The sequence below is a fragment of the Mycobacterium sp. P2_H7 genome, assembly GCF_056403275.1.
On sequence record NZ_JBFUFU010000013.1, the window covers coordinates 31,727 to 56,837 of the forward strand.

22 protein-coding genes are annotated in these 25,111 nt (G+C 68.7%); 8 read left to right on the plus strand and 14 right to left on the minus strand.

Features of this window, described 5'->3' with window-relative positions; all coding sequences use genetic code 11:
• Nucleotides 1-47: 47 nt before the first annotated feature.
• The 3 genes from AC1DY7_RS20685 to AC1DY7_RS20695 form a co-directional block, all read right to left on the minus strand.
• Nucleotides 48-341 (minus strand): hypothetical protein, encoded by a 294-nt coding sequence (locus AC1DY7_RS20685; protein ID WP_477495590.1) that lies wholly within the window; start codon nucleotides 339-341, stop codon nucleotides 48-50.
• A gap of 174 nt (nucleotides 342-515) precedes the next feature.
• Nucleotides 516-914, minus strand: a complete 399-nt coding sequence (locus AC1DY7_RS20690) for a TIGR03668 family PPOX class F420-dependent oxidoreductase (protein WP_477495591.1) — start codon at nucleotides 912-914, stop codon at nucleotides 516-518.
• Nucleotides 911-1,492 carry a hypothetical protein gene (locus tag AC1DY7_RS20695; protein ID WP_477495592.1) on the minus strand — a complete coding sequence of 194 codons (582 nt, stop codon included), beginning with the start codon at nucleotides 1,490-1,492 and terminating at the stop codon, nucleotides 911-913. Before AC1DY7_RS20695 ends, AC1DY7_RS20690 begins: the two co-directional genes overlap by 4 nt.
• A gap of 222 nt (nucleotides 1,493-1,714) precedes the next feature.
• Between AC1DY7_RS20695 and AC1DY7_RS20700 the strand changes: the two genes are divergently transcribed.
• The 4 genes from AC1DY7_RS20700 to AC1DY7_RS20715 are packed head-to-tail and all read left to right on the plus strand — an operon-like array spanning nucleotide 1,715 to nucleotide 5,467.
• The gene (locus AC1DY7_RS20700; RefSeq protein WP_477495593.1) at nucleotides 1,715-2,833 is read left to right on the plus strand and encodes an ABC transporter substrate-binding protein; all 1,119 of its coding nucleotides are present in this window, start codon (nucleotides 1,715-1,717) and stop codon (nucleotides 2,831-2,833) included.
• Nucleotides 2,834-2,847: 14 nt separating this feature from the next.
• Nucleotides 2,848-3,690, plus strand: coding sequence for an ABC transporter permease (locus AC1DY7_RS20705; RefSeq protein WP_477495594.1), 843 nt, complete (start codon nucleotides 2,848-2,850; stop codon nucleotides 3,688-3,690).
• Nucleotides 3,687-4,445: an ABC transporter permease gene (locus AC1DY7_RS20710; protein ID WP_477495595.1), complete on the plus strand. Its 759-nt coding sequence runs from the start codon at nucleotides 3,687-3,689 to the stop codon at nucleotides 4,443-4,445. The genes AC1DY7_RS20705 and AC1DY7_RS20710 overlap by 4 nt, the downstream gene beginning before the upstream one ends.
• A complete protein-coding gene (locus AC1DY7_RS20715; RefSeq protein ID WP_477495596.1) occupies nucleotides 4,442-5,467 on the plus strand; it encodes an ABC transporter ATP-binding protein in 1,026 nt (341 codons plus the stop codon). Before AC1DY7_RS20710 ends, AC1DY7_RS20715 begins: the two co-directional genes overlap by 4 nt.
• Here the strand turns inward: AC1DY7_RS20715 and AC1DY7_RS20720 are convergent, their stop codons facing one another.
• The 9 genes from AC1DY7_RS20720 to AC1DY7_RS20760 form a co-directional block, all read right to left on the minus strand.
• Complete coding sequence (locus AC1DY7_RS20720; RefSeq protein ID WP_477495597.1) at nucleotides 5,468-8,665, minus strand: AAA family ATPase; 3,198 nt, start codon at nucleotides 8,663-8,665, stop codon at nucleotides 5,468-5,470. It lies immediately after the preceding gene.
• A gap of 69 nt (nucleotides 8,666-8,734) precedes the next feature.
• Complete coding sequence (locus tag AC1DY7_RS20725; protein ID WP_477495725.1) at nucleotides 8,735-9,058, minus strand: YbaB/EbfC family nucleoid-associated protein; 324 nt, start codon at nucleotides 9,056-9,058, stop codon at nucleotides 8,735-8,737.
• A 20-nt stretch (nucleotides 9,059-9,078) separates the two neighbouring features.
• Nucleotides 9,079-10,644 carry a PPE domain-containing protein gene (locus AC1DY7_RS20730; protein ID WP_477495598.1) on the minus strand — a complete coding sequence of 522 codons (1,566 nt, stop codon included), beginning with the start codon at nucleotides 10,642-10,644 and terminating at the stop codon, nucleotides 9,079-9,081.
• Nucleotides 10,641-12,044, minus strand: coding sequence for a type VII secretion protein EccE (gene eccE / locus AC1DY7_RS20735; RefSeq protein WP_477495599.1), 1,404 nt, complete (start codon nucleotides 12,042-12,044; stop codon nucleotides 10,641-10,643). Before eccE ends, AC1DY7_RS20730 begins: the two co-directional genes overlap by 4 nt.
• A complete protein-coding gene (gene mycP, locus AC1DY7_RS20740; protein WP_477495600.1) occupies nucleotides 12,041-13,387 on the minus strand; it encodes a type VII secretion-associated serine protease mycosin in 1,347 nt (448 codons plus the stop codon). The genes eccE and mycP overlap by 4 nt, the downstream gene beginning before the upstream one ends.
• 182 nt (nucleotides 13,388-13,569) lie before the next feature.
• Complete coding sequence (locus AC1DY7_RS20745; RefSeq protein WP_477495601.1) at nucleotides 13,570-13,827, minus strand: HPr family phosphocarrier protein; 258 nt, start codon at nucleotides 13,825-13,827, stop codon at nucleotides 13,570-13,572.
• 30 nt (nucleotides 13,828-13,857) lie between these two features.
• Nucleotides 13,858-15,888 carry a PTS fructose transporter subunit IIABC gene (locus AC1DY7_RS20750; RefSeq protein WP_477495602.1) on the minus strand — a complete coding sequence of 677 codons (2,031 nt, stop codon included), beginning with the start codon at nucleotides 15,886-15,888 and terminating at the stop codon, nucleotides 13,858-13,860.
• A 25-nt stretch (nucleotides 15,889-15,913) separates the two neighbouring features.
• Nucleotides 15,914-16,891 carry a 1-phosphofructokinase family hexose kinase gene (locus AC1DY7_RS20755; protein ID WP_477495603.1) on the minus strand — a complete coding sequence of 326 codons (978 nt, stop codon included), beginning with the start codon at nucleotides 16,889-16,891 and terminating at the stop codon, nucleotides 15,914-15,916.
• Complete coding sequence (locus tag AC1DY7_RS20760; protein WP_477495604.1) at nucleotides 16,888-17,667, minus strand: DeoR/GlpR family DNA-binding transcription regulator; 780 nt, start codon at nucleotides 17,665-17,667, stop codon at nucleotides 16,888-16,890. Before AC1DY7_RS20760 ends, AC1DY7_RS20755 begins: the two co-directional genes overlap by 4 nt.
• A 72-nt stretch (nucleotides 17,668-17,739) precedes the next feature.
• On the opposite strand from AC1DY7_RS20760, the gene AC1DY7_RS20765 reads away from it, so the two are divergent.
• On the plus strand, nucleotides 17,740-19,485 hold the full coding sequence (locus AC1DY7_RS20765; protein ID WP_477495605.1) for a phosphoenolpyruvate--protein phosphotransferase: 1,746 nt from the start codon (nucleotides 17,740-17,742) through the stop codon (nucleotides 19,483-19,485).
• Between the two features lie 56 nt (nucleotides 19,486-19,541).
• Nucleotides 19,542-20,516: a pirin family protein gene (locus AC1DY7_RS20770; protein WP_477495606.1), complete on the plus strand. Its 975-nt coding sequence runs from the start codon at nucleotides 19,542-19,544 to the stop codon at nucleotides 20,514-20,516.
• Here AC1DY7_RS20770 and AC1DY7_RS20775 read toward each other — a convergent pair.
• Both AC1DY7_RS20775 and AC1DY7_RS20780 read right to left on the minus strand, forming a co-directional pair.
• Entirely contained in the window at nucleotides 20,491-22,641 is a 2,151-nt protein-coding gene (locus tag AC1DY7_RS20775) for an FUSC family protein (protein ID WP_477495607.1), read from the minus strand. The genes AC1DY7_RS20770 and AC1DY7_RS20775 overlap by 26 nt on opposite strands.
• A gap of 10 nt (nucleotides 22,642-22,651) precedes the next feature.
• Nucleotides 22,652-23,218: a TetR/AcrR family transcriptional regulator gene (locus AC1DY7_RS20780; protein WP_477495608.1), complete on the minus strand. Its 567-nt coding sequence runs from the start codon at nucleotides 23,216-23,218 to the stop codon at nucleotides 22,652-22,654.
• Nucleotides 23,219-23,377: 159 nt separating this feature from the next.
• Between AC1DY7_RS20780 and AC1DY7_RS20785 the strand changes: the two genes are divergently transcribed.
• Both AC1DY7_RS20785 and AC1DY7_RS20790 read left to right on the plus strand, forming a co-directional pair.
• Entirely contained in the window at nucleotides 23,378-24,013 is a 636-nt protein-coding gene (locus AC1DY7_RS20785) for a TetR/AcrR family transcriptional regulator (RefSeq protein ID WP_477495726.1), read from the plus strand.
• 90 nt (nucleotides 24,014-24,103) lie between these two features.
• On the plus strand, nucleotides 24,104-25,048 hold the full coding sequence (locus AC1DY7_RS20790; protein WP_477495609.1) for a class I SAM-dependent methyltransferase: 945 nt from the start codon (nucleotides 24,104-24,106) through the stop codon (nucleotides 25,046-25,048).
• Nucleotides 25,049-25,111: the final 63 nt, after the last annotated feature.

Consider the following 25,111-nt stretch of genomic DNA (forward strand, 5'->3'; position numbering starts at 1 on the left):
GNGGGGCACCCCCGATCGGGGTGCCCCACTTCATGTTCCGAGTCGAGCTACTTGACGTCTACGTAGACCGTCTTCTCGGCGACGGTGGGCGTGTAATTGTCACCCGTGGAGTCCACGCCGGCGTAGGTCTGCCCCGGGCGTACCGAGACCACCGTCGCCTGCTCGAGTGGAGTGGCGCCCACCCGGTTGACGATGACCTTGTAACCCTGGGCCTGAAGCTTGCTGATGGTGTCCTGGGCAGAGCCCGGACCGGACGGAGCGGCAAGTGCAGGCGCCGCCAAATCGATGACAGTGGTGGCCAATCCGCCCGCGATGGCGGCAGCGATATTGAACTTCTTCATGTGCTGTTTCCTCTTCTGCGTCTTGACGTTCCGCGCCGCGAGGAGTGGCCGCGGTGCGTAACGTCCCCCTGAACCGGTACCGTTGGTCCGGCCCCGATCTGACTGCTTCAACCGGGGAGCCGAACGTTTAATTCCGGCGGCAGAAATTGATCGACAGATGGCAGGATCGCGCGTTCAAGCGTGCCAGGACGCCCATCGGTCCACACTGACCGTCACCACCGGACCGTCCAGCGCGATCCGCTCGTACTGGTGATATTTGGCGCGCAACAACGCATAACCGATCGCCATCTGATCGCCGTGCGGGTGGATCTCGGCGGTGCCGTCCGCGCGGACCCACCACAGTTGGCTCCAGTCCTCGGCGTAGTGGTCGACCAGCAGGCTCACCCGGGGGTTGGCCGCGATATTGGCCAGCCGCCGCAGCCGATGGGTCGATTTACGCTTCGCGTCCACGGCGGTGTACAGGACGTCATCGTGGACGGCGAAGACCACCGGTACCAGATGCGGGAACCCGTCGGCCGTCGTCGCCAGCGTCGCGACAGGTGCCGCAGCGAACAGCTCGGCGGGATCGGTCATCGTCCGGTTCGCGGTTGCGGCGCCACGCTCATCGGCGACCGGGTCACGTTGATCCGCGGTTTGGAGGGCGGTTCGCTGCGCTGACGCGGTGCCGGCCCGGACCGTTCGGGTTCCGGCGCGGGCGGTGGCGGAGGCGGTGGCGGAGGTGGTGGTGGCGGGGGAGGCGGCGGCAGCTCCGAGGACGGGGTGGTCGTCGGGGTGGTGCTCGGCGTGGTGGTGCTCTGGTCCACCGGAGCGTCGTCGCCGGAGTCGGAGAAGACCAGCAGCACGACGGACACCACGATGGCGACGGCCGCGCCACCGACGGCCAAGATCGCCAGCGTCGCTCGCTGGGTGCGGTACCAGGGCGCCGGCGGCGGCTTGAACGTCCACGTCCCCGTGTTGAACGCATCGAACGGTCCGGTCGGGGGGTCGGTGGGCGCGGCCACCGGTTCGTACAGGCGCGGGTCGTCCCACACGCTGGAGTTATGGCCCACCCAGCCGGGGTGTTCGGCCTCGTTCGCGCCGTCGGCACCGGCCAGATCGGCGGCCTCGTCCACCCGGGGTGCCGCTCCCTCCGGGGCCTCGCGTTCCGCCACACCCCAGATGGTATGCGCCGACCTGCGCAAACTCCGATTCTGGCGATCTCGGCACGCCGGGCCGACTGCGCGGGATCCGAACTCCGGCCTTGGCCGAAGGGGCGTCACGGACGCGAAAGCGCCGGTAGGGTCGGTCTGCGTTCATCGCAGGTTCATCGTGGGACGCAGAAGTCGTCACCGTCACGTCACTGTCCGGAAGCTTGTCCCACGGAGGGTTCGCGCATGAGGAAATCAGGGCTTCTCGCGATGACGGCGACCGCGTTTCTGACCGTCGCGCTCGTCGCGTCCTGCGCGCCGCCGGAGAAGAAGGACGAGCAGAGCGGCAACAAGGCGAGCGCCGCGACCTCGGCCGCCGACTTCGGCGGGATGGACGGCCTGGTCGAGGCGGCCAAGAAGGAGGGCGAACTCAACGTCATCGCCCTGCCGCCGGACTGGGCCAACTACGGCGCGATCATCGAAGCGTTCACGGCCAAGTACGGCATCAAGGTGAACTCCGCCCAGTCCGGCGCCAACAGCCAGGAGGAGATCAACGCCGCCCAGCAGCAGAAGGGCCGCAGCACCGCGCCCGACGTGTTCGACCTGGGCCAGTCGGTGGCGTTGGCCAACACGGAGGTGTTCGCGCCGTACAAGGTGGAGCACTTCGCCGAGATCTCCGATGCCTTCAAGGACCCGAATGGGCTCTGGGTCAACGACTACGGCGGCTACATGTCGATCGGCTTCGACTCCACCCGGGTGGGCATCGTCGCCGGCGTCGACGATCTGCTCAAACCGGAACTGAAGGGCAAGGTGGCGCTCAACGGCGATCCGACCCAGGCCGGTTCCGCGTTCTCCGGCGTGATGATGGCCTCGGTGTCCCAGGGCGGGTCGCCCGACGACATCGCCCCCGGCGTCGAGTTCTTCGGCAAGCTGAAGGAGGCGGGCAACTTTCTGCCGGTGGACCCGACGCCGGCCACGATCGCCTCCGGCCAGACGCCCGTCGTGATCGACTGGGACTACCTGAATGTCGCGCAGTCCAAGAAGGTGCACGGCTGGAAGGTGATCATTCCGCACAACGCCGCCGTCGCCGGGTACTACTTCCAGGCCATCAACAAAGATGCGCCGCACCCGGCGGCCGCCCGACTGTGGCAGGAGTTCCTGTACAGCGACCAAGGGCAGAACCTGTACCTGGTCGGCGGTGCCCGTCCGGTGCGTGCGGACTCGATGGTCACCAAGGGCAGCATCGACCGCGCCGTGTACGGCACGCTGCCGCCGGTCGACGGCGGGGCGACCTTCGTGTCGATCGACCAGAACAAGAAGGCCACCGAGTATCTGAAAGCCAACTGGGCCAAGGCGGTCGGCTGATCCTTCGCCTGACAGTGCGCCGGATCCGGGAGGCGTTGCCGCTGCTGCCGTTCCTGGCGGTGGTGTCGGTGTTCCTCGTCGTCCCGACGGGGACGGTCCTGGTGAACGCGGTCATCGTGGACGGGCGTTTCTCGATGGCCCGGATCTCGGCACTGTTCACCGAGGCGCCGCTGGCGGCGCTGGGCCGCAGCCTGGTGCTCTCGGGCAGCACCGCGCTGATCGGCGCGGTGTTCGGGGCGGTGCTGGCGTGGCTGATCGTCGCGAGCCCGCCCACCTCGCCGGTGCGCAGGGCGGTGTTGTCGCTGTGCAGTGTGCTGGCCCAGTTCGGCGGGGTGGCATTGGCTTTCGCATTCCTGGCCACGATCGGGCTGAACGGCGTGCTGACGGTGTGGGCGCAGCAGGCGTTCGGCTGGGACCTGGCGGGTTCGGGCTGGCTGTACGGATTACCGGGCCTGATCCTGGTGTACAGCTACTTCCAGATCCCGCTGATGGTCATCGTGTTCCTGCCGGCCCTGGAGGGGTTGCGCGTGCAATGGCGCGAAGCCGCCGTCAGTTTGGGCGCGAGCCCGTGGCAGTACTGGCGCGAGGTGGGTGTCCCGCTGCTCACCCCGGCCTTCCTGGGCTCTGTCCTGTTGTTGTTCGCCAACGCCTTTGCCGCCTACGCGACCGCGGCCGCGCTGGTCAGCCAGGGCAGTCCCATTGTGCCGCTGCTGATCCGGGCGGCGTTGACCAGCGAGGTGGTGCTCGGCCAGTCCGGCTTCGCGTACGCGCTGGCGCTGGAGATGATCGTCGTCGTCGCCGTGGTGATGGTGGCGTACAACGCGCTGGTGCGGCGCACCGCGAAGTGGCTGACATGACGAGGGTGGTGCGCGGGGCACTGTGGGTGCTATTCGCGGCGTTCTTTCTCATCCCGCTGTATGCGATGGCCGATTTCGCCACCCGTGACCTCAGTGGCGGTGGGCGCACCTGGGAAGCCTGGCGCAGCCTCGTCACCGACCAGGAACTTTTTCGCGCGATCCTCACCTCCCTGCTGCTTGCCGCGCTGACGGTCGCCGCCATGCTCGCGCTGCTGGTGCCGACGATGATCTGGGTGCGGCTGCGCGCCCCATGGGCCCGCGGCCTCGTCGAGTTCCTGTGCCTGCTGCCGTTGACGATTCCCGCGCTGGTGGTGGTCGTCGGCCTACGCAACGTGTACCTCTGGGTGACCTACCTGCTCGGCGAATCGGCGCTCACCCTGACCTTCGTCTATGTGGTGCTGGTGCTGCCGTTCGCCTACCGGGCACTCGATGCGGCCTTGTCGGCGATCGATCTGAACACGCTCGCGGAAGCGGCCCGCTCGCTGGGCGCCGGCTGGATCACCACGGTGCTGCGCGTCATCGTGCCCAACATCCGGTCCGGAATCCTGTCGGCGGCGTTCATCTCCATCGCGGTGGTACTCGGCGAGTACACCGTGGCCTCCCTCTCGGGGTTCGACACGCTTCCGGTGCAGATCGTCGCGATCGGGAAAGCGGACGGGCCGACATCGGTGGCGGCCTCCCTGGCAACGCTGATCCTCGGTTTTGCTCTGCTGCTGAGCCTTTCGCTGATCTCCAGAAGGGGGCGCCGAGGATGACCGCCGGTGTTGCGGTGGAGTTGCGTGAGCTGGACCGCCGCTACGGGCCCGTGCAGGCACTCGACGGTCTGACCTTGCGGATGGAACCCGGAGAGCTGGTCGCGCTGCTGGGGCCGTCGGGCTGCGGCAAGACGACCGCGCTGCGGATCCTGGCCGGTCTCGACGAGGCGAGCGCGGGCAGCGTTTGGGTGGACGGCCGCGATATCAGCAGGGTGCCCGCCAACAAGCGCGATATCGGGATGGTGTTCCAGGCCTATAGCCTGTTCCCGCATCTGACGGTGCGCGACAACGTGGCCTTCGGTCTGAAGATGCGCGCAGTGGCCAAGAGGGACAGAGAGACTCGCGCGATGGACATGCTCGATCTGGTGGGTTTGTCGGCCCAGGCGGGCCGCTACGGCGGCGAGCTGTCCGGTGGTCAGCAGCAGCGGGTGGCACTGGCCCGGGCCCTCGCGATCCGACCCAGGGTGCTGTTGCTCGACGAGCCGCTGTCCGCACTGGATGCCAAGGTGCGCAGCCAGTTACGCGACGAGATTCGCCGGGTTCAGCAAGAGGTCGGCATCACGACCCTGTTCGTCACCCATGACCAGGAGGAAGCGCTGGCCGTCGCCGACCGGGTGGGCGTGATGAACGCGGGCCGGTTGGAACAGTTGGCCGCCCCCGCGGACCTCTATACGGCGCCCGCCACGCCGTTCGTCGCCGAGTTCGTCGGGCTGAGCAACAGGATCCCCGTGCAGGTCGTCGACGGCCGGGTGCGGTTGTGGGAGAAGGCGATACGAGCCCTGCCCGGGTCGGTCGCGGGCGCGGGGACGGCGCTGGTCCGACCGGAAGCGGTTCGGCTCAGCGCGGATCCCGCAGGCCCGGCGACGGTGCAGTCGGTGTCGTTTCTCGGTGCGATGTCACGGGTTTCGGTGAAAGCCGGTGACGGGCCACTGCTGCTGGCGCAGGTCGGCGGCGGCCACAGCTTCGAGGTGGGGGACCGGGTGCGCGTCAGTGTGGAATCGGCCGGCGTGCTGGTGGTCTAGTCACGCCATGTCGGCCGACCACGCCATATGCCCTTCGAAGCCAAGTGCATTCGCCATGTCCCGGTGGCGATCCCGGTTTCGGCGATAGCCGGCGTCGTCTCCGTGCGCCTGGGCCAGCAGCGCCCGTAACCGCGCCAGCCAGATCTCGCGCATGGCCAGATTGTCGTCCGCGGTCGCTTGCGCCAGGCGTTCGATCGCCGCTTCGGCGTCGGTCACGTCGCCGGCTGTGCCACCGGCGAGCAGGGTTTCCACCAGAACGCCTGTCGCAGGGATGGCCCACAGCAGCAGTCGTCCGCTCCGGAACAGATGATCGCAGGTGGTGTGCATCAGCGTGATCGCGCCGTCGCGGTCTCCGGCTCGTGCGCTTTCGCGGGCCAAACAGACGTCGATGATCGGCAGATCGCAGAGGTTGCGTCGCTGTTCCAGCAACACTTCGCCGACCTCGACCCCGAGCTGGCGCCCGCGCGCCCGCTCGGCTGCTCCCCGGTGATGCATCAGCGCGATTCCCAAGGTCGCCCTGATGAATCCGACCACGACGTCATCACTGGATCGTTCGGCAGTCCGCAGCGCATGTTCGATCTCTTGTAGCGCATGATCATCGGGCGTCAGCACGCCGAACGGGATGCCCAGCAAGTAGACGTAGCCGGCCACTCCGGCGTAGGAGGCGGGGTCAGACCGGTAGGCCAGAGGCAGGCCGTGCCGCAGGTCGTCCCGCCATCCGAGATGACCGAGTGAATAGCGGGCCATCCCCCGCGACGCATGAGCGAGCGCCAACGGCGACCCGACGAGGAAATTTCCTTTCGTCGAATCACCGGCCGCGAGGTCGATGACGGTCTGCGACCACCGCAACACGTCACCCCATTCGGCACCCTCGATCTTGCCGAAGATGAGCGGGAAGGACAGTCCCACGGTCAAGGTCGGGTCGTCGACCGCCTCGGCGAGGGTCCACGCCTCCGACGCCAGTTGCGAAGCGTCGCGCACCCGGTCTTGATGCGCATAACTGACCACCATGCCTGCCGTCGCGATGCTCAGTGACGCCTTGTCGCCGGCGGCGGCGCACAGCTCCCGCAACAGCTGGAGACGGTCCACGGCGCCGGTGGCGTTGACCCGCCAGCCGGTTCCGCACAGCATGGTGAGCGGGGCGATGCGCATGGCCGGCCGGCCCGGGTCAGCGGCGGGCAACGCGTCGGCTATCGCCTGGGCCCGCTCCCAACTCAGCAGGGCGGCGGTGATATCGCGATTGGTCGCCCACATGGCGGCGCGCATGTGCCAGCCGTAGGCGGCATGCGAATCCCCGGCGGCCTCCAGATGTTCGGCAATGGACGCCGAGTTCTCGTCGACCGACTCGGGATCGCGGGCTTCGATCGCGGCGGCCACCCGCCGGTGCAGATCGGAGCGATCCGATCGCAGCTGCGCCTGGTACGCCACGGAATGGATGAGCGGATGGTGGAACACATACTCCGGTGCCACGGACAGGTCGATGAGCTGGGCCGCCAGCAACTCGTCGACGACGGGCTCAACACCCAACAACGGGAACAGGTCGAGGCGGAATCGCGAGCCGACGACCGCTGCCGCGCTCAATGTGCGCTTGGCCAACGGACCGAGCCGGTCGATACGTGCGGCAATGGTCGCCTGCAGCGTTGCAGGCACGCTCACCTCACCCAACTCCGCCCCGGCCAGGTAGGCGCCCGGCTCCCCGCGCAGCACACCGCGCTCGGCCAGGTCGCGCACCAACTCCTCGGCGAAATACGGATTTCCTGCAGCCCGTCCGGCGATTCGGTGACCCAGCGCGGCAACCGACGGATCGGGGCCGAGCAGTTGTGCGACCAGCGCCGCGGTGTCTGAATCACTCAGCGGGACAAGGCCTACCGTGCGGATGTCGGTCACCTGGGCCAGTGCGCCGCGATACTCGGGGCGGTAGGTGACCAGCACCAGCGAGGGCGTCTGCGGAATCACGGTGACGAAATCGGCCAGCATCGACTCGCTGACCTCATCTATCCAATGGGCATCCTCGATGACATAGACGGCCAGCGTCTCGCGGGCCAGCATCGCCGTACTCACCAGGGCGCTCAACCGCCGCCGGCGGGCATCCGGATCGATCTGCGGCGGAATCGCATCTGGATCGCCGATGCCCAGTAAGTCATCGAGGAGCAGCAGGTCCTCTGGGTCGGCGCCCCGCATCTGGTCGCGCACCCGATCCCGGGCGGCCGCCGGATCCAGGGCGCCGACCTCGGTGGCCGCACGCAACAAATGGGCGACCGCGTGGAACTGCACCTGGCCCGCGTGCGATTCACAGAAGGTGCTGAACACCTGTGCGCCCCGTTGCCGCGCCAGCGCCGCCACCTCACGCACCAACCGGCTCTTGCCGATACCGGGTGGTCCCACCACACCGACGACCGCGCCGTGTCCATCGGCCGCACGTTCCAACAGGCCGTCGACGGCGGACAGTTCCCGGCGCCGACCGACCAGATCCGACTCGGCCCGCCCGGCCCGATGCGGTTCGCCCACGCCCAACAGCCGGTGGACCCGCACCGGCTCCTCGGCACCCTTGATATGAACCAGCTCGGACTCACCCAAGGCCGCCGAGCCGGCCACCAACCGCGCGGTCGACGCGCTGAGCATCACCCCGCCCGGCGGGGCCACCGACTCCATCCGCTGAGCCATGCCCACCTGCACACCGATCGCGGCGTATCCGAAAGATCCGGTACCGAGCTCACCGGCGATCACCTGACCCGAGTTCAGCCCGACCCGCAGCAGCAAGTCGATCCCGTCGCGATCGCGGGCCCCGGCTGCCACCCGCTTCGCTTCCCCTTGAATGCCCAACGCGGCCAGGCAGGCGCGAACAGCGTGATCCTCCAACGCGATCGGCGCGCCGAAGACCGCCATGATGCCGTCTCCGGTGAACTGACTCAGGGATCCGTCGTAGCGATGCACCATGGCCGTGCAGCGGTCCAGCAATTCGGCCATGATCTGACGCATCCGTTCGGCGCCGACGGCCGCGGCGATGTCCATCGAATGGACGACATCGGCGAACAGCACCGTCACCTGTTTGTATTCGGCCGTTGCCGACGCCGACGTGACAGCCGCGCCGCACTTGTTGCAGAACCGAGAACCCGCGGGCAGCTCCGTGCTGCCGCACGATCCACACCACGGTCCCGCTGCCGGCACCGCACCGCGACCGTTCCCAGTGCCGCCCACGTCAGTATCATGGCACCGCCGCTGAGCGAATGCCCGACATATTGCTGTGGCAGTTCTGCCGGAGCAGTTTCAAGACCCTGAGAGGTCGCCCGTGATCTCCGAGATGGCCTCGTTCAGTCGATCCTGGTCCACGGCAATGGATTCACTGGCCACCTCGGTCGCGTTGTGCAGGGCCTCGTTGAGTCGATCGGAGACCGTGTCGGACCCCAGTCGCAGCACACCGTCGGACAGGTGGACGTCGACCAGATGGTGGTGCCCGTTGAGGGTGACCTCGACGGTCTGGGATTCGTCTGTGGCGGTGAAGGATTCGCCGGCCATCTTCTGCAACTGGCTGTCCATCAGATCCTGCAGGCGGCCGGCCTGGCGCAGCACCGCGGCCACCTGCGGGTGCATGTCATCAGTGGGTTCGAAGCTCACTTCTGGTCCTTGTCAGGGGTGTCGCGCCGCCGGCGTGCCCCGATGACGCCTTCGGTCCAGGGCCGATCCTCGGTGTAGAGGTCTTCGTCGGGGCTCAGATTGGGGTCGCGACGCTTCTCCTTGCCCTGCTGGGCGCCGCCCGCGCCGTGGCCCATCCCGCCCATGCCGCCACCCATGCCGCCGCCCATTCCGCCACCGCCCATGGCGGCGGCCGGGATCGCACCGGCGCCCCCACCTCGCGCCCCCGCCGCGGGCCCGACGGTCTCGGCGCCGACACTGGGCTGCAGCGGCAGGGCCGGTGCACCGCCACCACCTCCGGCGCCTGCACCGGAGCCGCCGCCGCCGGCACCCGTGGAGGCGGGGCTGACACCCGGGTCGTCGAGGCCGAGGTCGGGCACGCCGCCATCGGGCAGTCCGCCGCCGGGAAGGCCACCGCCCGCCGGCGAGCCACCACCGGAGGGGGAGCCACCCTTGCCGGACGGGCTGCCGCCCGAACCCGATGGACTGCCACCGGAGCCGGACGAGGACTCCGACGGCGACTGCCCGGCCGACATCGGCTCCATACCCTGGGACGAGGCGGGCGCCGAGGGTGGCGACGCCGCGCCGGCCGACTGCCCGCCGCCGGCGGCCGGATTGCCGCCACCGCCACCGCTTCCGCCGCCGGATCCACCCGATGAGCTGCCACCGCTCCCGCCGCGCCCGGCGAATCCCGGTTCCCGGACCTTCACCTGATCGAACGTCGCGTGGCCGGCGTAGTTCTGCCGCACCTCGTCGGACTGCTGCTGCAGTTTCACCATCTCGGCCTGCACAGCCTGCGCCTGCACCTCGGCCTTGGGGCCGCCCTCGGCGAGCAACCGGGCAATCGCCTCCTTGGCGGCCTCATACCGAAGGAACAGGGGTGTGTGCTCGGTCAGCGCCGTCACGTGGGCGTCGGCGACCTGGGTGGCCGCCTCGGCCAGCCGGCGCCAGGCCGCACCCAGATCGGTGCACCAGTCGCCGTAGTCGTTGAGCCGTTTGTGGGCGGCGTCGGCGGCCTCGCCCTCCCAGTCGGTCGCATCGCGCATCGGACGGGCACCGTCGGCGCTGTCCGCTGCCAGCCCCCATTCGACGGCGGCCGAGCGCAGCGATGCCTCGTTGCCGCTGAGTAGAAGTGCTTGTGTCTGTTCGATATTGCTGTAGCCGCCACCGTCGAGTGACTCGGGAGCGGACGGGCCGTCCGGAAGCGGCGGCAGCGGGGTGGACGGCGGCCGCAGCGTGATCGCCTCGACCGCCGAGTGCCGCTGCGGATCGTCGAGGGTGGTCTTGTACTTCTCGTCCACCTCGTCGTAGGCGGTGGCCGCGGAATCGAGCATCTCGCCCAGGCGGTGACCCTCTGCCTCGGCGATCTTCTGATGCTGTTGCAGCGCTTCGGCATTGGAATTGAGATTGGCAGCGGCCGACACCGCCAGCGGAAGCTGATCCGGGGGCATGGCCTGGGCTTCCGGCTGGTACCAGAACACTCCCCGCATGGCGCCGGCAAGACCTTTGAGTTCGGCGGTGTTCACCTTGGCTTCGGTGGTCACGACGCGCCTTCCAGCGCCATCTGGTAACGGCTCTCCTCACGCGGATTGATGAGCCGGATCGGCAACTGGCCATGCCGCGGGGTACCGATGAAGTTGCTGCGCAACATCACTCGGCCGACACCGGAGTGCGGGCCGAGGTAGGTCGTGGCGTTCGGCCACGTCACCTTGGCCTCGGTGCCGATCCTGGCGTTGACGAACCCGGCGAACTCGCGGAACTGCGGTCCCAGTGTCACCACACCGCCCGCCGCGGCGGACCGGATGACGAACTGCGTGAACAGCCGGGCGTCGCCGAGGTTGATGCTGACGTCGACGTCATCGAAGGGCATGTATACCGGGTAGCGGTCGGCGGTCTCGCCGACCAGTACACCGGCCGAACCGATCGGCAGTTCGTAGTGCCGATCGGAGACCGGACTCTCACCGAGCAACGCCGCGCGCTGGCCACCGAACAGGCACGAAAAGCCGCGCGGGGTGGTGGGATTGGCCAGTGTGGTCAGTAACACCGTGGTGGTGGGTGCGCTTCCCGGGCGGATGCGCACCCGGGTGATGGTGTGGTCGGCGCGGGCCGACCACCACACGTTCGGGCCACCGGGCGCGACGTAGGCGGCGGTGAAGGTGCTGCGGCCCTTGATCGATGACCAGGATTCGCGCTCGAAGCTGATCTCGGTGGCGCGGTCGAAATCGTCGAAACTGCGTCCGCAGCGCGCATCGATGCCGTTTCCGGCCAGCTGATCCGCGATCCGCGTGGTCGACGCGACCAGATAGCGGGCCAGGCCGGCAACACCGGATTCGCGGCGCTGCGCGGGCCTGCGGGTGCGTTCGGGATTGGCGCGCAACACAATCCAGGTGCGCCTGTTCGCGGGCGCCGGGTACGGTCCGACCACCTGTTCGTACAGGGCGACCAGGCTGGCCGGTGCGGTCTTACCCACCCGGTAGCCGGCGGAGACGACGTCGGCCTCCAGTTCGGGGCAGTGCGCGGCCAGGAGTTGTTCGACGAGCCGGGTGTCCACCACGTCGTCGGTGAACGCCTCGCCGGAGACCAGCACCGTCGGCGTGAAGGCGCGGGGAACGAGTTCGATGGTGGCGATCAGCTCGTCACCCTCCCACCGCACCGCGACGTGATCGCCGGGCAGCACGGTCGCACCGACATCGGGTTCTGACGGCGCAGGTGGGGGGACGGTGTGGCGCCGGCGCCAGGAGAACAACGCAGCGACCCACCCGGTGAGCCGTCGGCCCCGGATGGTGAGGGTGGTCGCGATGGCGATCAGCACGCCGAGAGTGATCCCCAGCCACAGCAGCTGCAGGGGGATCGATACGACGATGCACGCGGGGATGAGCACCGCCGCCCACAACAGGTGCGCGGTGCTGAACCGGAAACCGAACTGGCCCAGGAACTCTCTCATCGGCGTCGCAACGCTCGCCGGGCGAGTGCGCCGATGCCGAGGATCAGGGCCACCGCCGTGCCGGTCAGCACGACGATGGTGATGGGCCTGCGGTCCGGCGGCGCGATGTACACCGGTGGCGGGATCTGCTTGACCCGGTAGGGCACCCCCTTGGGGCCGGCGGGCACATCCCAGGTGAGGGCGGCCACCGGGTCGATGACACCGGCTCCGACGTAGTTGTCCACACCGCCGCCGGGATGCCGGGCAGTCGCCGTGATCCGGTTCATGACCTGTGCGGGGGTGAGGTCGGGGAAGCGCTGGCGCAACAGCGCCGCCAACCCGGAGACGTAGGCGGCCGCGAACGAGGTTCCCGCGATGGGGATGGGCCCGTCGGTGCCGGCCAGCGCGTTGACCGGGTTTCCGTCGTACCCGAGCGCGGTGATGTTCTCGGCAGGGGCCGCGGCGTCCAGCCACGGACCGGCCACCGAGAAGCTGCTGGGTTGTCCAGTCTGCCCGATCCCGCCGACGGACAGGACCAGCGGCGAATACCAGGCAGGCGACACGATGGTCTGGACCTGTTTCCAGCCGCGCGGATCATTGGGTTGGTCGGCCTCCGGCGGCGGGTTCTGGGTGCAGTCCTGACCGGTGTTGCCTGCGGCGACCACGATGACCGCACCCTTGATGTTGACGGCGTAGTTGATGGCCGCACCCACACCCGACTCGTTGATCGGGCGGGTCACCTTGTAGCAGGCCGCCTCGCTGATGTTGATCACCTGCGCACCGAGATTGGCGGCATGCACGATGGACCGGGCGAGGCTGCGCAGTGAGCCCGCGGTCTGGGTGCTGTTCGGGTCGTTGGGGTCGGTGCGGGACCCGACCGGCTGGAAGTTGTCCGAGGTCTGGCGCAGGGACAGGATGCGGGCGTCGGGTGCGATGCCGACGAAGCCGTCGGTGGGTGCGGGCCGTCCGGCGATGATCGAGGCCGTCAACGTGCCGTGCGAATCGCAGTCGGACATGCCGTTGCCGGCCTTGTCGACGAAATCGCCGCCCGGTTCGGCCGGCACCCGGGGCGAGCCGTTCACCCCGGTGTCGATGACGGCGACAGTTATGCCCGCCCCGGTTGCGAACTTCTGCGCGTCCGCGATCCGCAGGTAGTCGTTGGCCCACGGCTTGTCGGTGAAGTTCGCGTTCGGGAACGCGATCGGGGCCGAGCACACCCGCCGTTGCTCGGTCGGTTGATCGGGCCCTGTCTCGTCTGGTGGAACGGCTGCCGGATCGATCGTCGGTGGCTCGATGGCGCCTGCCGGCGGGGCGGTGCCCACCAGCAGTGTCAGTGCGGCCAGTAGCGCGGCGATTCGTCGCACGGTCGTGTCACTCCCCCTTGCAGATCCCCCGATGCGGATGTGCCGGCACAACCGCAGCAAAGCGAAGGCCGCACTGATGCGGCGTGTTCTCGCAACGTCAGCCTGCCAGACGGGTCCAGCGGGCTGTGTCAGAGCAATATTACGGGGGCGAAGAAGGGGTCAGGAGCGCTTTCTGGGCGCGGTCAGGCGTCCAGATCCTGGGCGACCAGGTCGGCGACGGTGGCCAGCGCCGCCGCGTCGTCGGAGGCCACGGTCACCTGGGCGCCGTTGCCCGCACCCAGGGTCATGATCATCAGGGCCGAACCGGCATCCACGGGTTCGCCGCCATCGACGGCCAGGGTGACGGGAACACCGGCGTTGACGACGGCTTCGGCGATGATGGCGGCTGGCCGGGCGTGCAGGCCGATGGCGGATCCGACGGTGACGGTCTTGCTGGGCATAGCTCTTCTCCTATTTATTCGGTGGGTGATTCAGGCGGTGACGGGGGTCTTGGTACCGGCGAACTGTTTGGCCAGGACCACGGCGAGTGCGGCGACGAGGGTGCCGGCGACCAGGGCGACCAGGAACCACACGAGGTGGCCGATCGCGAAGAACACGAAGATGCCGCCGTGCGGCGCCTTCAGCGTGACGTCGAAGGCCATGATGAGCGCGCCGGTCACGGCACCGCCGGCCATCATCGAGGGGATGACGCGCAACGGGTCGGCCGCGGCGAACGGGATGGCGCCCTCGGAGATGAACGCGGCACCGAGGAACCACGCGGCATTGCCGTTCTCCCGTTCGGGCTCACTGAAGAGACCGGGTCGCACGCGGGTGGCGAGCGCCATGGCCAGCGGCGGCACCATGCCCGCGGCCATCACCGCGGCCATGATGCGTAGCGATGCGACGTCGGTGACGTTGAGCCCCGCGGTGGCGAAGGCGTAGGCGGCCTTGTTGACCGGGCCACCCAGGTCGAAGCACATCATCAGGCCGAGGATGACACCGAGCAGGATCACCGAGGCACCGGTCAGCCCGTTGAGCCAGTTGGTCAGCCCGGAGGTGATCGCGGCCAGCGGACGGCCCAGCAGCATGAACATCAACAGGCCGACGATCAGCGACGCGAACAACGGGATGACGACCACCGGCATGAGGCCCCGGAATACCTGTGGCACATTCATCTTGCCGATCCACAGGGCCGCGAATCCGGCGATCAAGCCGCCGACGATACCGCCGATGAACCCGCCGCCGACGAAGACCGCGACCGCACCGGCGGTGAAACCCGGTGCGATGCCGGGCCGGTCGGCGATGGCGAAGCTGATGTAGCCGGCCAGCGCCGGGACAAGGAACATGAAGGCCAGGCCCCCGAGCGTGAACAACACCGCGCCGAGGTACTGGGTGAAGCCGCCGGACGGCAGATTCACCAGGGAGTTCTCCGTCGCGATGTGGGCACCCAGTGAGTTCATGCCGTAGGACAACCCTTGCGCGCCTTCGGGAGCGTTCGCGATGTCGTACCCCGCGAACAGGAATCCCAACGCGATCAGCAGACCACCCGCGGCGACGAACGGGATCATATAGCTCACGCCGGTGAGCAGGATCTGACGCAGCCGGGTGCCCCAGCCCAGGCCGCCGGCGGTCGAGGCGCCTGCGGCGGCCTCCTCGGCGGAGCCGGACACCCGCGCGGCGTTCGGATCCTTTGCCGCCGAGACGGCTTCGGCGATCATGGTGTCGGGTTCGTTGATCGCACGCTTCACACCCGAGGCGATGACGGGCTTGCCCGCGAACCGCTGCTTGTCCTTGACCCCGACATCGGTGGCGAAGATGACGGCGTCGGCGCCGGCGATGGTGTCGGCAGGTAGCGGGGTGCTGCCCGAGGACCCCTGGGTCTCGACGGTGAACGTGACACCGGCCCGCTCGGCGGCGAGTTTCAGGGCGTCGGCCGCCATGTAGGTGTGCGCAATGCCGGTGGGACAGGCGGTGATCGCGACGATCGAGGTGGCCTTCACGGCTGCCGCGGGTGCGGCCGGGACAGGAGCCGACGCCGGTGCGGTCGCGGATGCCGGGTTCACCACGCCGTCGACGAGCGCGACGAGTTCGTCCGCGGTGGCAGCCGCGCGCAGCGAGGCCACGAACTCCTTGCGGACCAATGCGCGGGCCAGGCTGGAGAGCAGCTTGAGGTGTTCGGCGCCACCGGATTCCGGTGCGGCGATGAGGAATACCAGATCGGCGGGGCCGTCGGGAGCGCCGAAATCCACTCCGGGCGCCAGGCGGGCGAAGCCGATGGTCGGCGTGTCGACGAAGGCCGAACGGCAGTGCGGGATCGCGATACCGCCGGGCAGGCCGGTGGCCGACTGGGCCTCGCGGGCCATCGCGGCGGCGACCAGTCCGTCGGTGTCGCCGGTGCGGCCCGCGCCGGCGAGCAGCGTGGCGATGCGGGTGATCACGGACCGGCTGTCGGTGCCCGCGTCGGTGTCGAGTAGCACCAGATCGGTGGTGATCACCGGTTGTGCGGCGTCGGTGGTTGGCATGAGCTGACCTTCTTGTGGTGGGGTTTCAGGATCCGGTGACCGAGGGTGAGAGTGACCTCACGGCAACGGCTTCGGTGTTGATCTGCAATGGTGCGGGAAGGGCGGAACCGGGCAGGGCGGCCGCGGCACTGCCGTAGGCGACGGCCATCTGCAGCCGCTGGGCGGGTGCGGCACCCTCGAGTGCGGCGCGCACGTAGCCGGCCAGCGAGGAGTCCCCGGCGCCGACGGTACTGCGCGGGACGGTCGGTGGCGGCGTCGCCAGCCAGCTGCCGGCACCGTCGACGAGCACGGCTCCCGCCGCGCCCAGGGTGACCAGGATGGCGGCCGCACCGCGCTCGACGAGTTGCCGGGCCGCCGCGACCACCGGTCGGGTATCACCTTGGGCGGCAGCTGTTTCCAATTCCTCAGCCGAATGGCCGGTCAGACCGGCGAGTTCTTCGGCATTCGGCTTGATCACGTCGGGAGCTGCGGTGCCGAATCCGTCGGCGAGGGCTGCCAGCGGTGCATCCGAGGTGTCGACGGCGACGCGGCAGTCGTACCGCGCCAGCTCGGCGACCACGTCGGCGTACCACCGGGCGGGGATGCCGGGCGGAAGTGACCCGGACAGCACCACCCAGTCGGCGCGCTGGGCGGCCTGCAGGACGGTATGGGTCAGTTCCTGCAGGGCCGACGCGTCGAGCGCTGCGCCGGGCTCGTTGAGTTTGGTTGTGGTGCCGTCATTTTCGGTGACAGCCAGGTTGGTGCGCACCTGCCCGGGAATCGGCACGTTGCGGAACGACAGGCCGATGGCCCGCAGCGCGGCCAGCATAAGATCGCCATCTCCGGCCGGCAGTACGGCCAGCGTGTCCAACCCGGCCAGGGCGAGTGCACGGGACACGTTGACACCCTTGCCGCCGGGCTCGTCGGTGACCGAACCGAGCCGGTGCACGGCGCCCCGGGTGAGGGGAGTGTTGAGGGTGACCGTGCGGTCGATGCTCGGATTGGGGGTGACGGTGACGATCATGCGGGGCCTCCTGCGAGGACGATCTCGATACCCAGTCCGGCCAGTTCGGCGTGATCGGCATCGGAGATCTCGGGGTCGGTGATCAGGGCGTCGACGCTGGACAGCGGTGCGAAACTGACCAGCTCCTCACGCCCTATCTTGGAGGAATCAGAGGCCACCACAACGTAATTGGCGCTACGGACCATCGCTCGTTTGATCGCGGCCTCGTCCGGATCGGGGGTGGACAGACCGTGGCGGGCGCTGATGCCGTTGGTGCCGATGAACGCGATGTCCACGCGCAGGCAGTCGAGCACGGCGAGTGCGGCGTCGCCCACCGCGGCCTGGGTGAGCCCGCGCACCCGTCCGCCCAGGAGTTGCAGGGTGACCGACGGAACGCCGGCCAGTCGGCCGGCGATGGGTACCGAGTTCGTCACCACGACGAGGGCACGGTCGGTGGGAATGGCCGCGGCGATCCGGCTGGTGGTGGTGCCGGCGTCCAGCAGCACGCTCGATCCGGAGAGCGGGAAGAACTCGTGGGCGGCCGCGGCGATCGCGTCCTTGTGGTCGGCGCGGGTGGTGTCGCGCTCGTTGACGTCCTGTTCGACCAGCGCCAGGGATCGGGCCGGGACGGCGCCGCCGTGCACCCGCCGCACCAGGCCGGCCTTGTCCAGGGCGGCGAGGTCGCGCCGGACGGTTTCGGTGGTGACGTCGTAGGCCTGCGCCAGTTCGGCAACGGACGCGCGGCCCTGCCGGATCACCAGGGTGGCGATCGCTTGCTGACGTTCTTCGGCGTACATGGCTCCGGTCTCGATGCTCGGGGTCTGGGATCGGGTGGGGATTCAGCGTGATTTCAGCGGGCGAATGTTGGTATGTGTTGTTTTACGCTTGTTTGTGTTGACTTGTCAACGATTTCTTGTAATCTGGCTCACATGAGTTCTTCCTCTGTGACGGACACCGGCGTCCGAGTTCTGACCGGTGTACCCGTAGTGGCCGGGGTCGCCTACGCCCCGGTGATCCGCCCCGGGTCCAAGCCCACGATCGATCTCGGCGCCGCCTCTTTGGGTGACGACGATCGCCCGGCAGAGGCCGCTCGCTTCACCGCGGCGGCCGCGGCGGTCGCGGGCCGGTTGCGTGAGCGGGCCGGCCGCGCCACCGGCGCCGCGGCCGAGGTGCTCGCCACCACCGCGGGTCTCGCGCAGGACCGGGCCTGGCTGGGTGCCGCGGAGAAGCGCATCGCCGAGGGAACCCCGGCCGTGCGTGCGGTCGCGGCGGCCGTTGACCAGTTCGTCGGAATGTTCACCCAGATCGGCGGGATGATGGCCGAGCGGGTGACCGACCTACGCGATATCGGAGATCGGGTGATCGCCGAGCTCGTGGGCCTGCCCGAGCCGGGAGTGCCGCAACCCGACGTGCCGTCGGTGCTGTGCGCCGAAGACCTCGCGCCCGCCGACACCGCGGGCCTGGATCCCGCTCTGGTGGTGGCACTGGCCACCACCCTGGGCGGACCCACCAGTCACACCGCGATCATCGCCCGTCAGCTCGGCATCCCGTGCATCGTCGCGGTCAACGGGCTCGACGACGTACCCGCCGGAACCAAGGTCCTCGTCGACGGGACCCGCGGCACCGTGACCCTCTCGCCGGATGAGGCGTCCGCCCTCGATCAGGTGGCGGAGGGGCGGCGCGCCGCCGCGGCCGCCGCCGGGTGGACCGGCCCCGGCGCGACCGCCGACGGCCACCCGGTCGCCGTGCTGGCCAACGTCCAGGACGGAGCCGCCGCGCGCGTGGCCCGTCAGACGCCGGCCGAGGGCGTCGGCCTGTTCCGCACCGAGTTGTGTTTCCTCAACACCGATGCCGAACCGACCGTCGAGGAACAGGCCACCATCTACGCCGAGGTGCTCGACGCCTTTGCCGGCGCGAAGGTCGTCGTTCGCACGCTGGACGCGGGTTCGGACAAGCCGCTCAAATTCGCGGGTCACCCGGACGAGGCCAACCCGGCGCTCGGTGTGCGCGGCATCCGGATCGCGACCGGCAACCCGGGCCTGCTCGAGCATCAACTGGCGGGCATCGCCGCCGCGGCCGAGCGGACCGGCAACCCGCCATGGGTGATGGCGCCGATGATAGCCACCGCCGAAGAGGCGAAAAGCTTTGCGGACAAAGTGCGTTCATACGGTTTGACGCCGGGTGTGATGATCGAGATACCCGCCGCCGCACTGTTGGCCGACCGGATTCTGGAGCACGTCGACTTCCTGTCGATCGGCACCAACGATCTGGCGCAGTACACGATGGCCGCCGACCGGATGTCGGCCGACCTGGCGACACTCACCGATCCGTGGCAGCCCGCGGTGCTGTTGCTCGTCGCGATGGCGGTCAAGGCCGGTACCACGGTGGGCAAGCCGGTCGGTGTGTGCGGGGAAGCGGCCGCCGATCCGCTGCTCGCCTGTGTGCTCACCGGTTTCGGGGTGACGTCGCTGTCGGCGGCCGCCGCGGCGGTGCAGGGAGTGGGCGCCAAGCTCGCTCAGGTGACCTTGCAGCAGTGCCGTGACGCGGCCGCGGCCGTGCTCGGCACCACCAGCGCCGCGGACGCACGTACCGCAGCGCGCGCCGTGCTGGGCTGAACGACCGGCACGGCGCCGGCCGGAATTAATCGGACTGCAGTCCGGTTAAATATGGTATGCCAGCCATCAGCGCAGATACCTTCACCTTGCCCCGTATCGCCGAACCGCAACCTTCCGACACCGAGCGTCCGGTGCGCTCCGTCACCACCGGCCCCCGCGGCGTCGAGGGCGAGGGCTTTCCCGTCGTCCGGGCCTTCGCCGGGGTCAGCGCGGCCGACCTCGACCCCTTCATCCACATGGACCAGATGGGCGAGGTCGAATACCAGCCCGGTGAACCGAGGGGTACCGACTGGCACCCACACCGGGGGTTCGAGACCGTCACCTACATGATCGACGGCCGCTTCGCGCACCAGGATTCGCACGGCGGCGGTGGGTTGATCACCGACGGTGCCACCCAATGGATGACGGCGGGTTCGGGCATTCTGCACATCGAGACCCCGCCCGCCGAACTCGTCGAGAGCGGCGGCGTCTTCCACGGCATCCAGTTGTGGGTGAACCTGCCCCGCACCGACAAGTTCGCCGCGCCCAAATACCAGGCCATCGAGGGCCGCGAGGTGCAGTTGCTCTCCTCGAGTGACGGCGGCGCGTTGGTTCGCGTCATCGCCGGCGAGGTGGACGGGCATGCCGGGCCGGGTGGAACCTACACGCCGATCACGTTGGCGCACGCCACGATTGCACCCGGCGCGCGGTTGGACCTGCCGTGGGACCGGCAGTTCAATGCCCTGGTGTACGTGCTGTCCGGGCACGGCTCGGTGGGCCCGGCGGGCCGCCCGATCCAGCAGGGGCAACTCGCAGTGCTCGGGGCGGGCGACCGGATCACCGTGGCCGCTGACGGAAGCCAGGACTCGCACCGACCGGCCATGGAGGTTTTGCTGTTGGGCGGCAAGCCCATTCGTGAGCCGGTGTTCCACTACGGGCCGTTCGTGATGAACTCCAAGTCCGAGGTCATCGAGGCGTTGGAGGACTTCAATGCCGGCCGGTTCGGCAGCGTGCCGCCGAACGCGCTCAAGCCGTACCGGGCGGAAGCGTAGCGACCGGCTCGGGATACAGCAGCTCCAGCTCGCCGAGGCTGGCGGCGACGGTGACCAGAGGCAGCGCCGCCGCGACCGCCAGTTCGCCGCCGCCGGCCTCGGCCCGCAGGGCCCGCACGAAGTCGTCGCTGATCGGGTCCCCGAAGTGGACCGACTCGACCCCGCGGAACCGTTCGCAGATTGCGTGGCAATGGGATTCGAGAATGGTGCGCACCTGGGGATAGGCCCCCAGCGGTGGCGGCGTGACATCGGCGATCAGTTCGGCGGCACCGCGCAGCCGGGTGGCACGGTTGGCCGATCTGATCACCGGCGCCCGCTGGTCGGTTGGGCCGCCGCTCTCCGAAAGGTAGTGGCGCACCGTGTCATCCAGCGTGCGACCCGCCGTCAATGCGTCATGGCCGAGCGCGCCGACGCGGTTGTCGGCCTCCTCCGAGGTCCCCCGCGTGACTCGCAGCACCGCGGCTTTCATGTAAGAGGTGCCTACTTCGCGGGCCGCATCCAGCGACCGGGTCACTGCTGCTGCCGCACCCCGCGGCCACAGCAACAGCGAGACCACCACCCCGACAAGGGCGCCGATGATGACGTCCTCGACGCGGATCAGCCCCACTCGCCAGCCGATCGGGTGGATCAGGTTGAAGATGATCACCACCATCATGGTGAACGCGGCCTGCCCGGCGATGAACGAGGCGACCTCGGGTACGAACGCCGAGCCGAATGCCACCAGTGGCAGCGTCACCCACATCACCACCGGGTCCACGCCCAAGAGTGCGATGAACGCCGCGCCGAGGCCGAACCCGAGCACCGTCCCGGCGACCGCCCGCACCACCCGGGTCCCGGTGGTCAGCGCGCTGCTGCGCAGTACCGACATCGCACCAAGGACCACCCACAGTCCGTTCTGCAGTGGGAACAGATGCGTCACGCCGACAGCCAGTGCCAGCCCCAGTCCGGTACGAAGGCTGTTGCGCACCACCACCGCTCGGGTCGCGACGAACCCGGACGGGATGCTCGCGATGGCCTCCGATTCGGACAGCACCCGCGCGGCGGCCCCCGAATCGGGTAGCCGCCGGCCCAGCACCCGGGCCCACACCGGTCGCGCGTCGGCGTCCGCGGCCAGCCCGATCACCCGCCCGGTCGCCGACACGCAGGCCGATATCGTCCGGCGGGTCAACAGTTTTCGCCCGGTGTCCCGGGCTGCGTCGTCATCGGATTCGCCGAGGATCTCCACGATGTCCTCGCGGTAGCGGCTCTGCGCGATGAGCCGTTGGACGGCCAGCGCGTGCGCCAGCGCCGTCCGATGAGCCTCCCGTCCCGGCCCGCCCGTCTCCAGCACGGCGGCCGATTCGCGCAGCACCGCCACGATCGGGTCCCGCAGTTCGGCCAGTGTCGCGCCGGAGGATCCCTGCACCAGATCGGAGAGCCACTGCAGGTCGTCGATCACCCGCACCAGTGCCCGACTACCGGCGGTGAGGCCCACCGGCCGGAAGTCGGCACCGAGAAAAGTGCTGCGCAGCTTGTCCATTGACGCGAGTACGGCCTCGTCGGCCTCCTCGCCGGACGCGTCGCCGGCCAGCCGTTCGGCCAGTGACGCGCAGACCCGCCCCGCGTACATCCGCAGTTCGTTGTGATGGCGCGGCGGGAACACGAACAGCGCCGCGGGCACACACAACGCGAGCGCGATCACCCACCCGAGCAACCGGTCCGGAATGGGGCCGGGTGGCAGGCACAAGGCCGGGACGAAGGTCAACAGGGTGGCACGTTGACCGGCGGCCACGATCTCGCTGAGCACGCCGGCGAACATCACTGCCGCGGCGATGACGAACATCACCGTCACGGACAGCCACGGAATGGGCGCGACCAACGTGCCCAGTGCGATCAGGATGGCCCCGTTGACGCCGAGACCCGCATAGGCCAGCGCCCTCGCAGGCCGGTTCCCCGGGAAGTCGACGAGGATCAGCAGGGCGACGGCACCGAGGATGGCGAACAGCGGGGTCTGCACCCCGCCGAAGCCGAATCCGGCGGCGGCCACCACCGGCAGCATCAGTCCGGCGCGCCCGGCCCGACGCATTGCGTCGTACTCGGGGTCACGCGCGTGCACCCGTTGCCACAGACCGGCGGGCGTGAGCATGCTCAGACGGTCAGGAGCGGTCGGGGACGGTGTCGAACATCCCGGAATCCAGCCCGTCGAGCAGTTGGGCCGCCAGCCATCGCAGGTCCCCGAAATCGCGGGGCAGCGAGGCCTGTTCGTAGCCGGTCAGCAGATAGAGTGCGGCGATCGCGAACACGTGCGCCTGGCGCTCGTTCTGCAAGACCTCCAGCGCGGATTCCTTCATGACGTCGAAGCGCTGCTGGTCGACCGTGCGCTGCACCTCGCCCACCGTCGGGTCGATCGAACTCCACACCCGGATCGCCGCCTCGGCCCCGTGCGGCAGGGCAAGCGCTTCCTCGACCAGCGTGTCGATCCGCCGCCGGGGATCGGTCTCGGCCCGGGAGGCCTCGATGATCTGGGTCGTCTTCACCTGCATCCAGTGTCCGACGAGCGCCTGGGTGAACGCCGACCAACTGGTGAAGTAGTGGTAGAAGGACCCCGTCGTGACGCCGAGTCGCTGGCACACCTCCGCCAGCTTCAACCCGCCGTAGCCGAGATCGGACAGTATGTCGATACCGGCCCCGAAGTAGGCCTCCCTCGACACGACACCCCCCATGGTTGGACACCTTAGTTCGGTCTGTCCAGAGATTTCCCCGAGCGGCGCCCGTCCGACGGACGGAGCTACCGTACTGGGCGTTTGCTGGATGGGATTGTCAGATAACCGTTTAGCCAAGATAGTCGTAGTGAGATGGGTGGACTGTGGCACAATTTGACTGTGCCGCACATAGCCAGCAGAGGACCGGGCCGCCCGCCTGCAGCCAAAGCCGCAGATACGCGTGAGCGTATCCTGCATGCTGCGCGCGGCGTGTTCAGCGAACTCGGCTATGACGCGGCGACCTTTCAGGCCATTGCCATCCGTTCGGACCTCACCAGGCCGGCCATCAATCACTACTTCGAGAGCAAGCGCGTCCTGTACCGCGAGGTCGTCGAGCAGACCAACGCGATGGTGGTCGGGGCCGGCTTCGAGAAGGCCAAGGCCCAGCCCACATTGTTGGCCAGGCTGTCGACTTTCTTCTCGGTGGTCATGCAGACGGACAACAGGGATCGCTCGGTGGCGGCCTTCCTGGTGACGTCCGTTCTGGAGTCGCAGCGTCATCCCGAACTGGCCCAGGAGCCCCACGATTCGCTGACCAGTTCCCGGGCCTTTGTGTCGTGGGCGGTCCAAGAGGCGATCGACAACAACGAGCTAACCACCGACACCGACGTGGAGACCCTCGTGGAGCTCTTGGTTGCCGTCATGTGGGGCATGGGCTTCTACGCCGGCTATGTCGGCTCGTATGAGGATCTGGAACGCGTCATCGAGAAGTTCGAACTGTTGTTGGCTAACAAGCTGTGGTCACTCGGGAAGTAACTGTCGGCAACGCCAGCGCATAGCTAATCTAACTTGTTCGGTAGCATGGCGGGGGATCTATTCGCCGCGCTCGACCGAACGGACAGCATCATGAGCTCACTGCGTACCCACGACGACAGCTGGGATATCGCCACCAGCGTCGGAACCACCGCCGTCATGGTCGCCGCGGCCCGCGCCGCCGAAACCGACCGGGACGACCCGCTGATCCGGGACCCGTACGCCAGGATGCTCGTCGACGGCACCGGTGGTGGTGGGGTCTGGAACTTCATGCTGGACAAGGAATTCGTCGCCAGGGCCGCCGACATCGATGCCGAGGCCGCCGCGATCTTCAGCCACATGGGCAGCTACCAGGCGGTGCGGACGAAGTTCTTCGACGACTTCTTCGCTTCCGCGGTCGACGCCGGAGTGCGCCAGGTGGTCATCCTGGCCTCGGGACTGGACTCGCGGGCCTACCGGCTGGACTGGCCCGCCCGCACGACGGTGTTCGAGATCGACCAGCCGAAGGTGCTGGAGTACAAGGCCGCCGTCCTGGCCGAGCACGGCGTCGGACCGTCCGCGCAGCGGCATCACGTCCCCGTCGACCTGCGCCACGACTGGCCCAAGGCGCTGGTCGAGGCGGGCTTCGACGCCACCGCGCCGACCGCATGGCTGGCCGAAGGTCTGCTGATGTACCTGCCCGCGGAGGCGCAGGATCAGCTGTTCACCCAGATCACCGAACTCAGCGCACCGGGCAGCCGGATCGCCGCGGAGACGGCGCCGGCCCAGGCGCAGGAACGTCGCGTCGAGATGAAGGCCCGATTCGACGCGATCCGGGAGAAGTTCGACATGGGCGACACCCTCGACGTGGGTGAGTTGATGTACAACGACCCGAACCGGGCCGACGTCCGGGTGTGGCTGGGCGAACACGGGTGGGACAGTTCGGCCGTCAAGTCCGCCGATGAGATGCGCAGGCTGGGGCGCTGGGCGCTGCCGAGCGGACCCGATACGCCGGACGACGAGGCGTTCTCCTATTTCGTCACCGGGGAACGCCGGTAGCGGTTGCCCCTTCTGAGCGCCCAACCAAGTGGTTAGTATTCGGGGCATCCCTCATTCGGAAGG

What these genes read in the sequence shown, in the direction of transcription:
- AC1DY7_RS20715 (WP_477495596.1), top strand. Translation starts at nt 4,442, where the DNA reads ATGACCGCCGGTGTTGCGGTGGAGTTGCGTGAGCTGGACCGCCGCTAC.
- AC1DY7_RS20725 (WP_477495725.1), bottom strand. Translation starts at nt 9,058, where the DNA reads ATGCACCCGCAGGTGGCCGCGGTGCTGCGCCAGGCCGGCCGCCTGCAG.
- AC1DY7_RS20755 (WP_477495603.1), bottom strand. Translation starts at nt 16,891, where the DNA reads ATGATCGTCACCGTCACCCCCAATCCGAGCATCGACCGCACGGTCACC.
- AC1DY7_RS20710 (WP_477495595.1), top strand. Translation starts at nt 3,687, where the DNA reads ATGACGAGGGTGGTGCGCGGGGCACTGTGGGTGCTATTCGCGGCGTTC.
- AC1DY7_RS20700 (WP_477495593.1), top strand. Translation starts at nt 1,715, where the DNA reads ATGAGGAAATCAGGGCTTCTCGCGATGACGGCGACCGCGTTTCTGACC.
- AC1DY7_RS20765 (WP_477495605.1), top strand. Translation starts at nt 17,740, where the DNA reads ATGTGTTGTTTTACGCTTGTTTGTGTTGACTTGTCAACGATTTCTTGT.
- AC1DY7_RS20760 (WP_477495604.1), bottom strand. Translation starts at nt 17,667, where the DNA reads ATGTACGCCGAAGAACGTCAGCAAGCGATCGCCACCCTGGTGATCCGG.
- eccE (WP_477495599.1), bottom strand. Translation starts at nt 12,044, where the DNA reads ATGAGAGAGTTCCTGGGCCAGTTCGGTTTCCGGTTCAGCACCGCGCAC.
- AC1DY7_RS20750 (WP_477495602.1), bottom strand. Translation starts at nt 15,888, where the DNA reads ATGCCAACCACCGACGCCGCACAACCGGTGATCACCACCGATCTGGTG.
- AC1DY7_RS20685 (WP_477495590.1), bottom strand. Translation starts at nt 341, where the DNA reads ATGAAGAAGTTCAATATCGCTGCCGCCATCGCGGGCGGATTGGCCACC.
- AC1DY7_RS20770 (WP_477495606.1), top strand. Translation starts at nt 19,542, where the DNA reads ATGCCAGCCATCAGCGCAGATACCTTCACCTTGCCCCGTATCGCCGAA.
- AC1DY7_RS20690 (WP_477495591.1), bottom strand. Translation starts at nt 914, where the DNA reads ATGACCGATCCCGCCGAGCTGTTCGCTGCGGCACCTGTCGCGACGCTG.
- AC1DY7_RS20790 (WP_477495609.1), top strand. Translation starts at nt 24,104, where the DNA reads ATGAGCTCACTGCGTACCCACGACGACAGCTGGGATATCGCCACCAGC.
- AC1DY7_RS20745 (WP_477495601.1), bottom strand. Translation starts at nt 13,827, where the DNA reads ATGCCCAGCAAGACCGTCACCGTCGGATCCGCCATCGGCCTGCACGCC.
- AC1DY7_RS20780 (WP_477495608.1), bottom strand. Translation starts at nt 23,218, where the DNA reads ATGGGGGGTGTCGTGTCGAGGGAGGCCTACTTCGGGGCCGGTATCGAC.
- AC1DY7_RS20775 (WP_477495607.1), bottom strand. Translation starts at nt 22,641, where the DNA reads ATGCTCACGCCCGCCGGTCTGTGGCAACGGGTGCACGCGCGTGACCCC.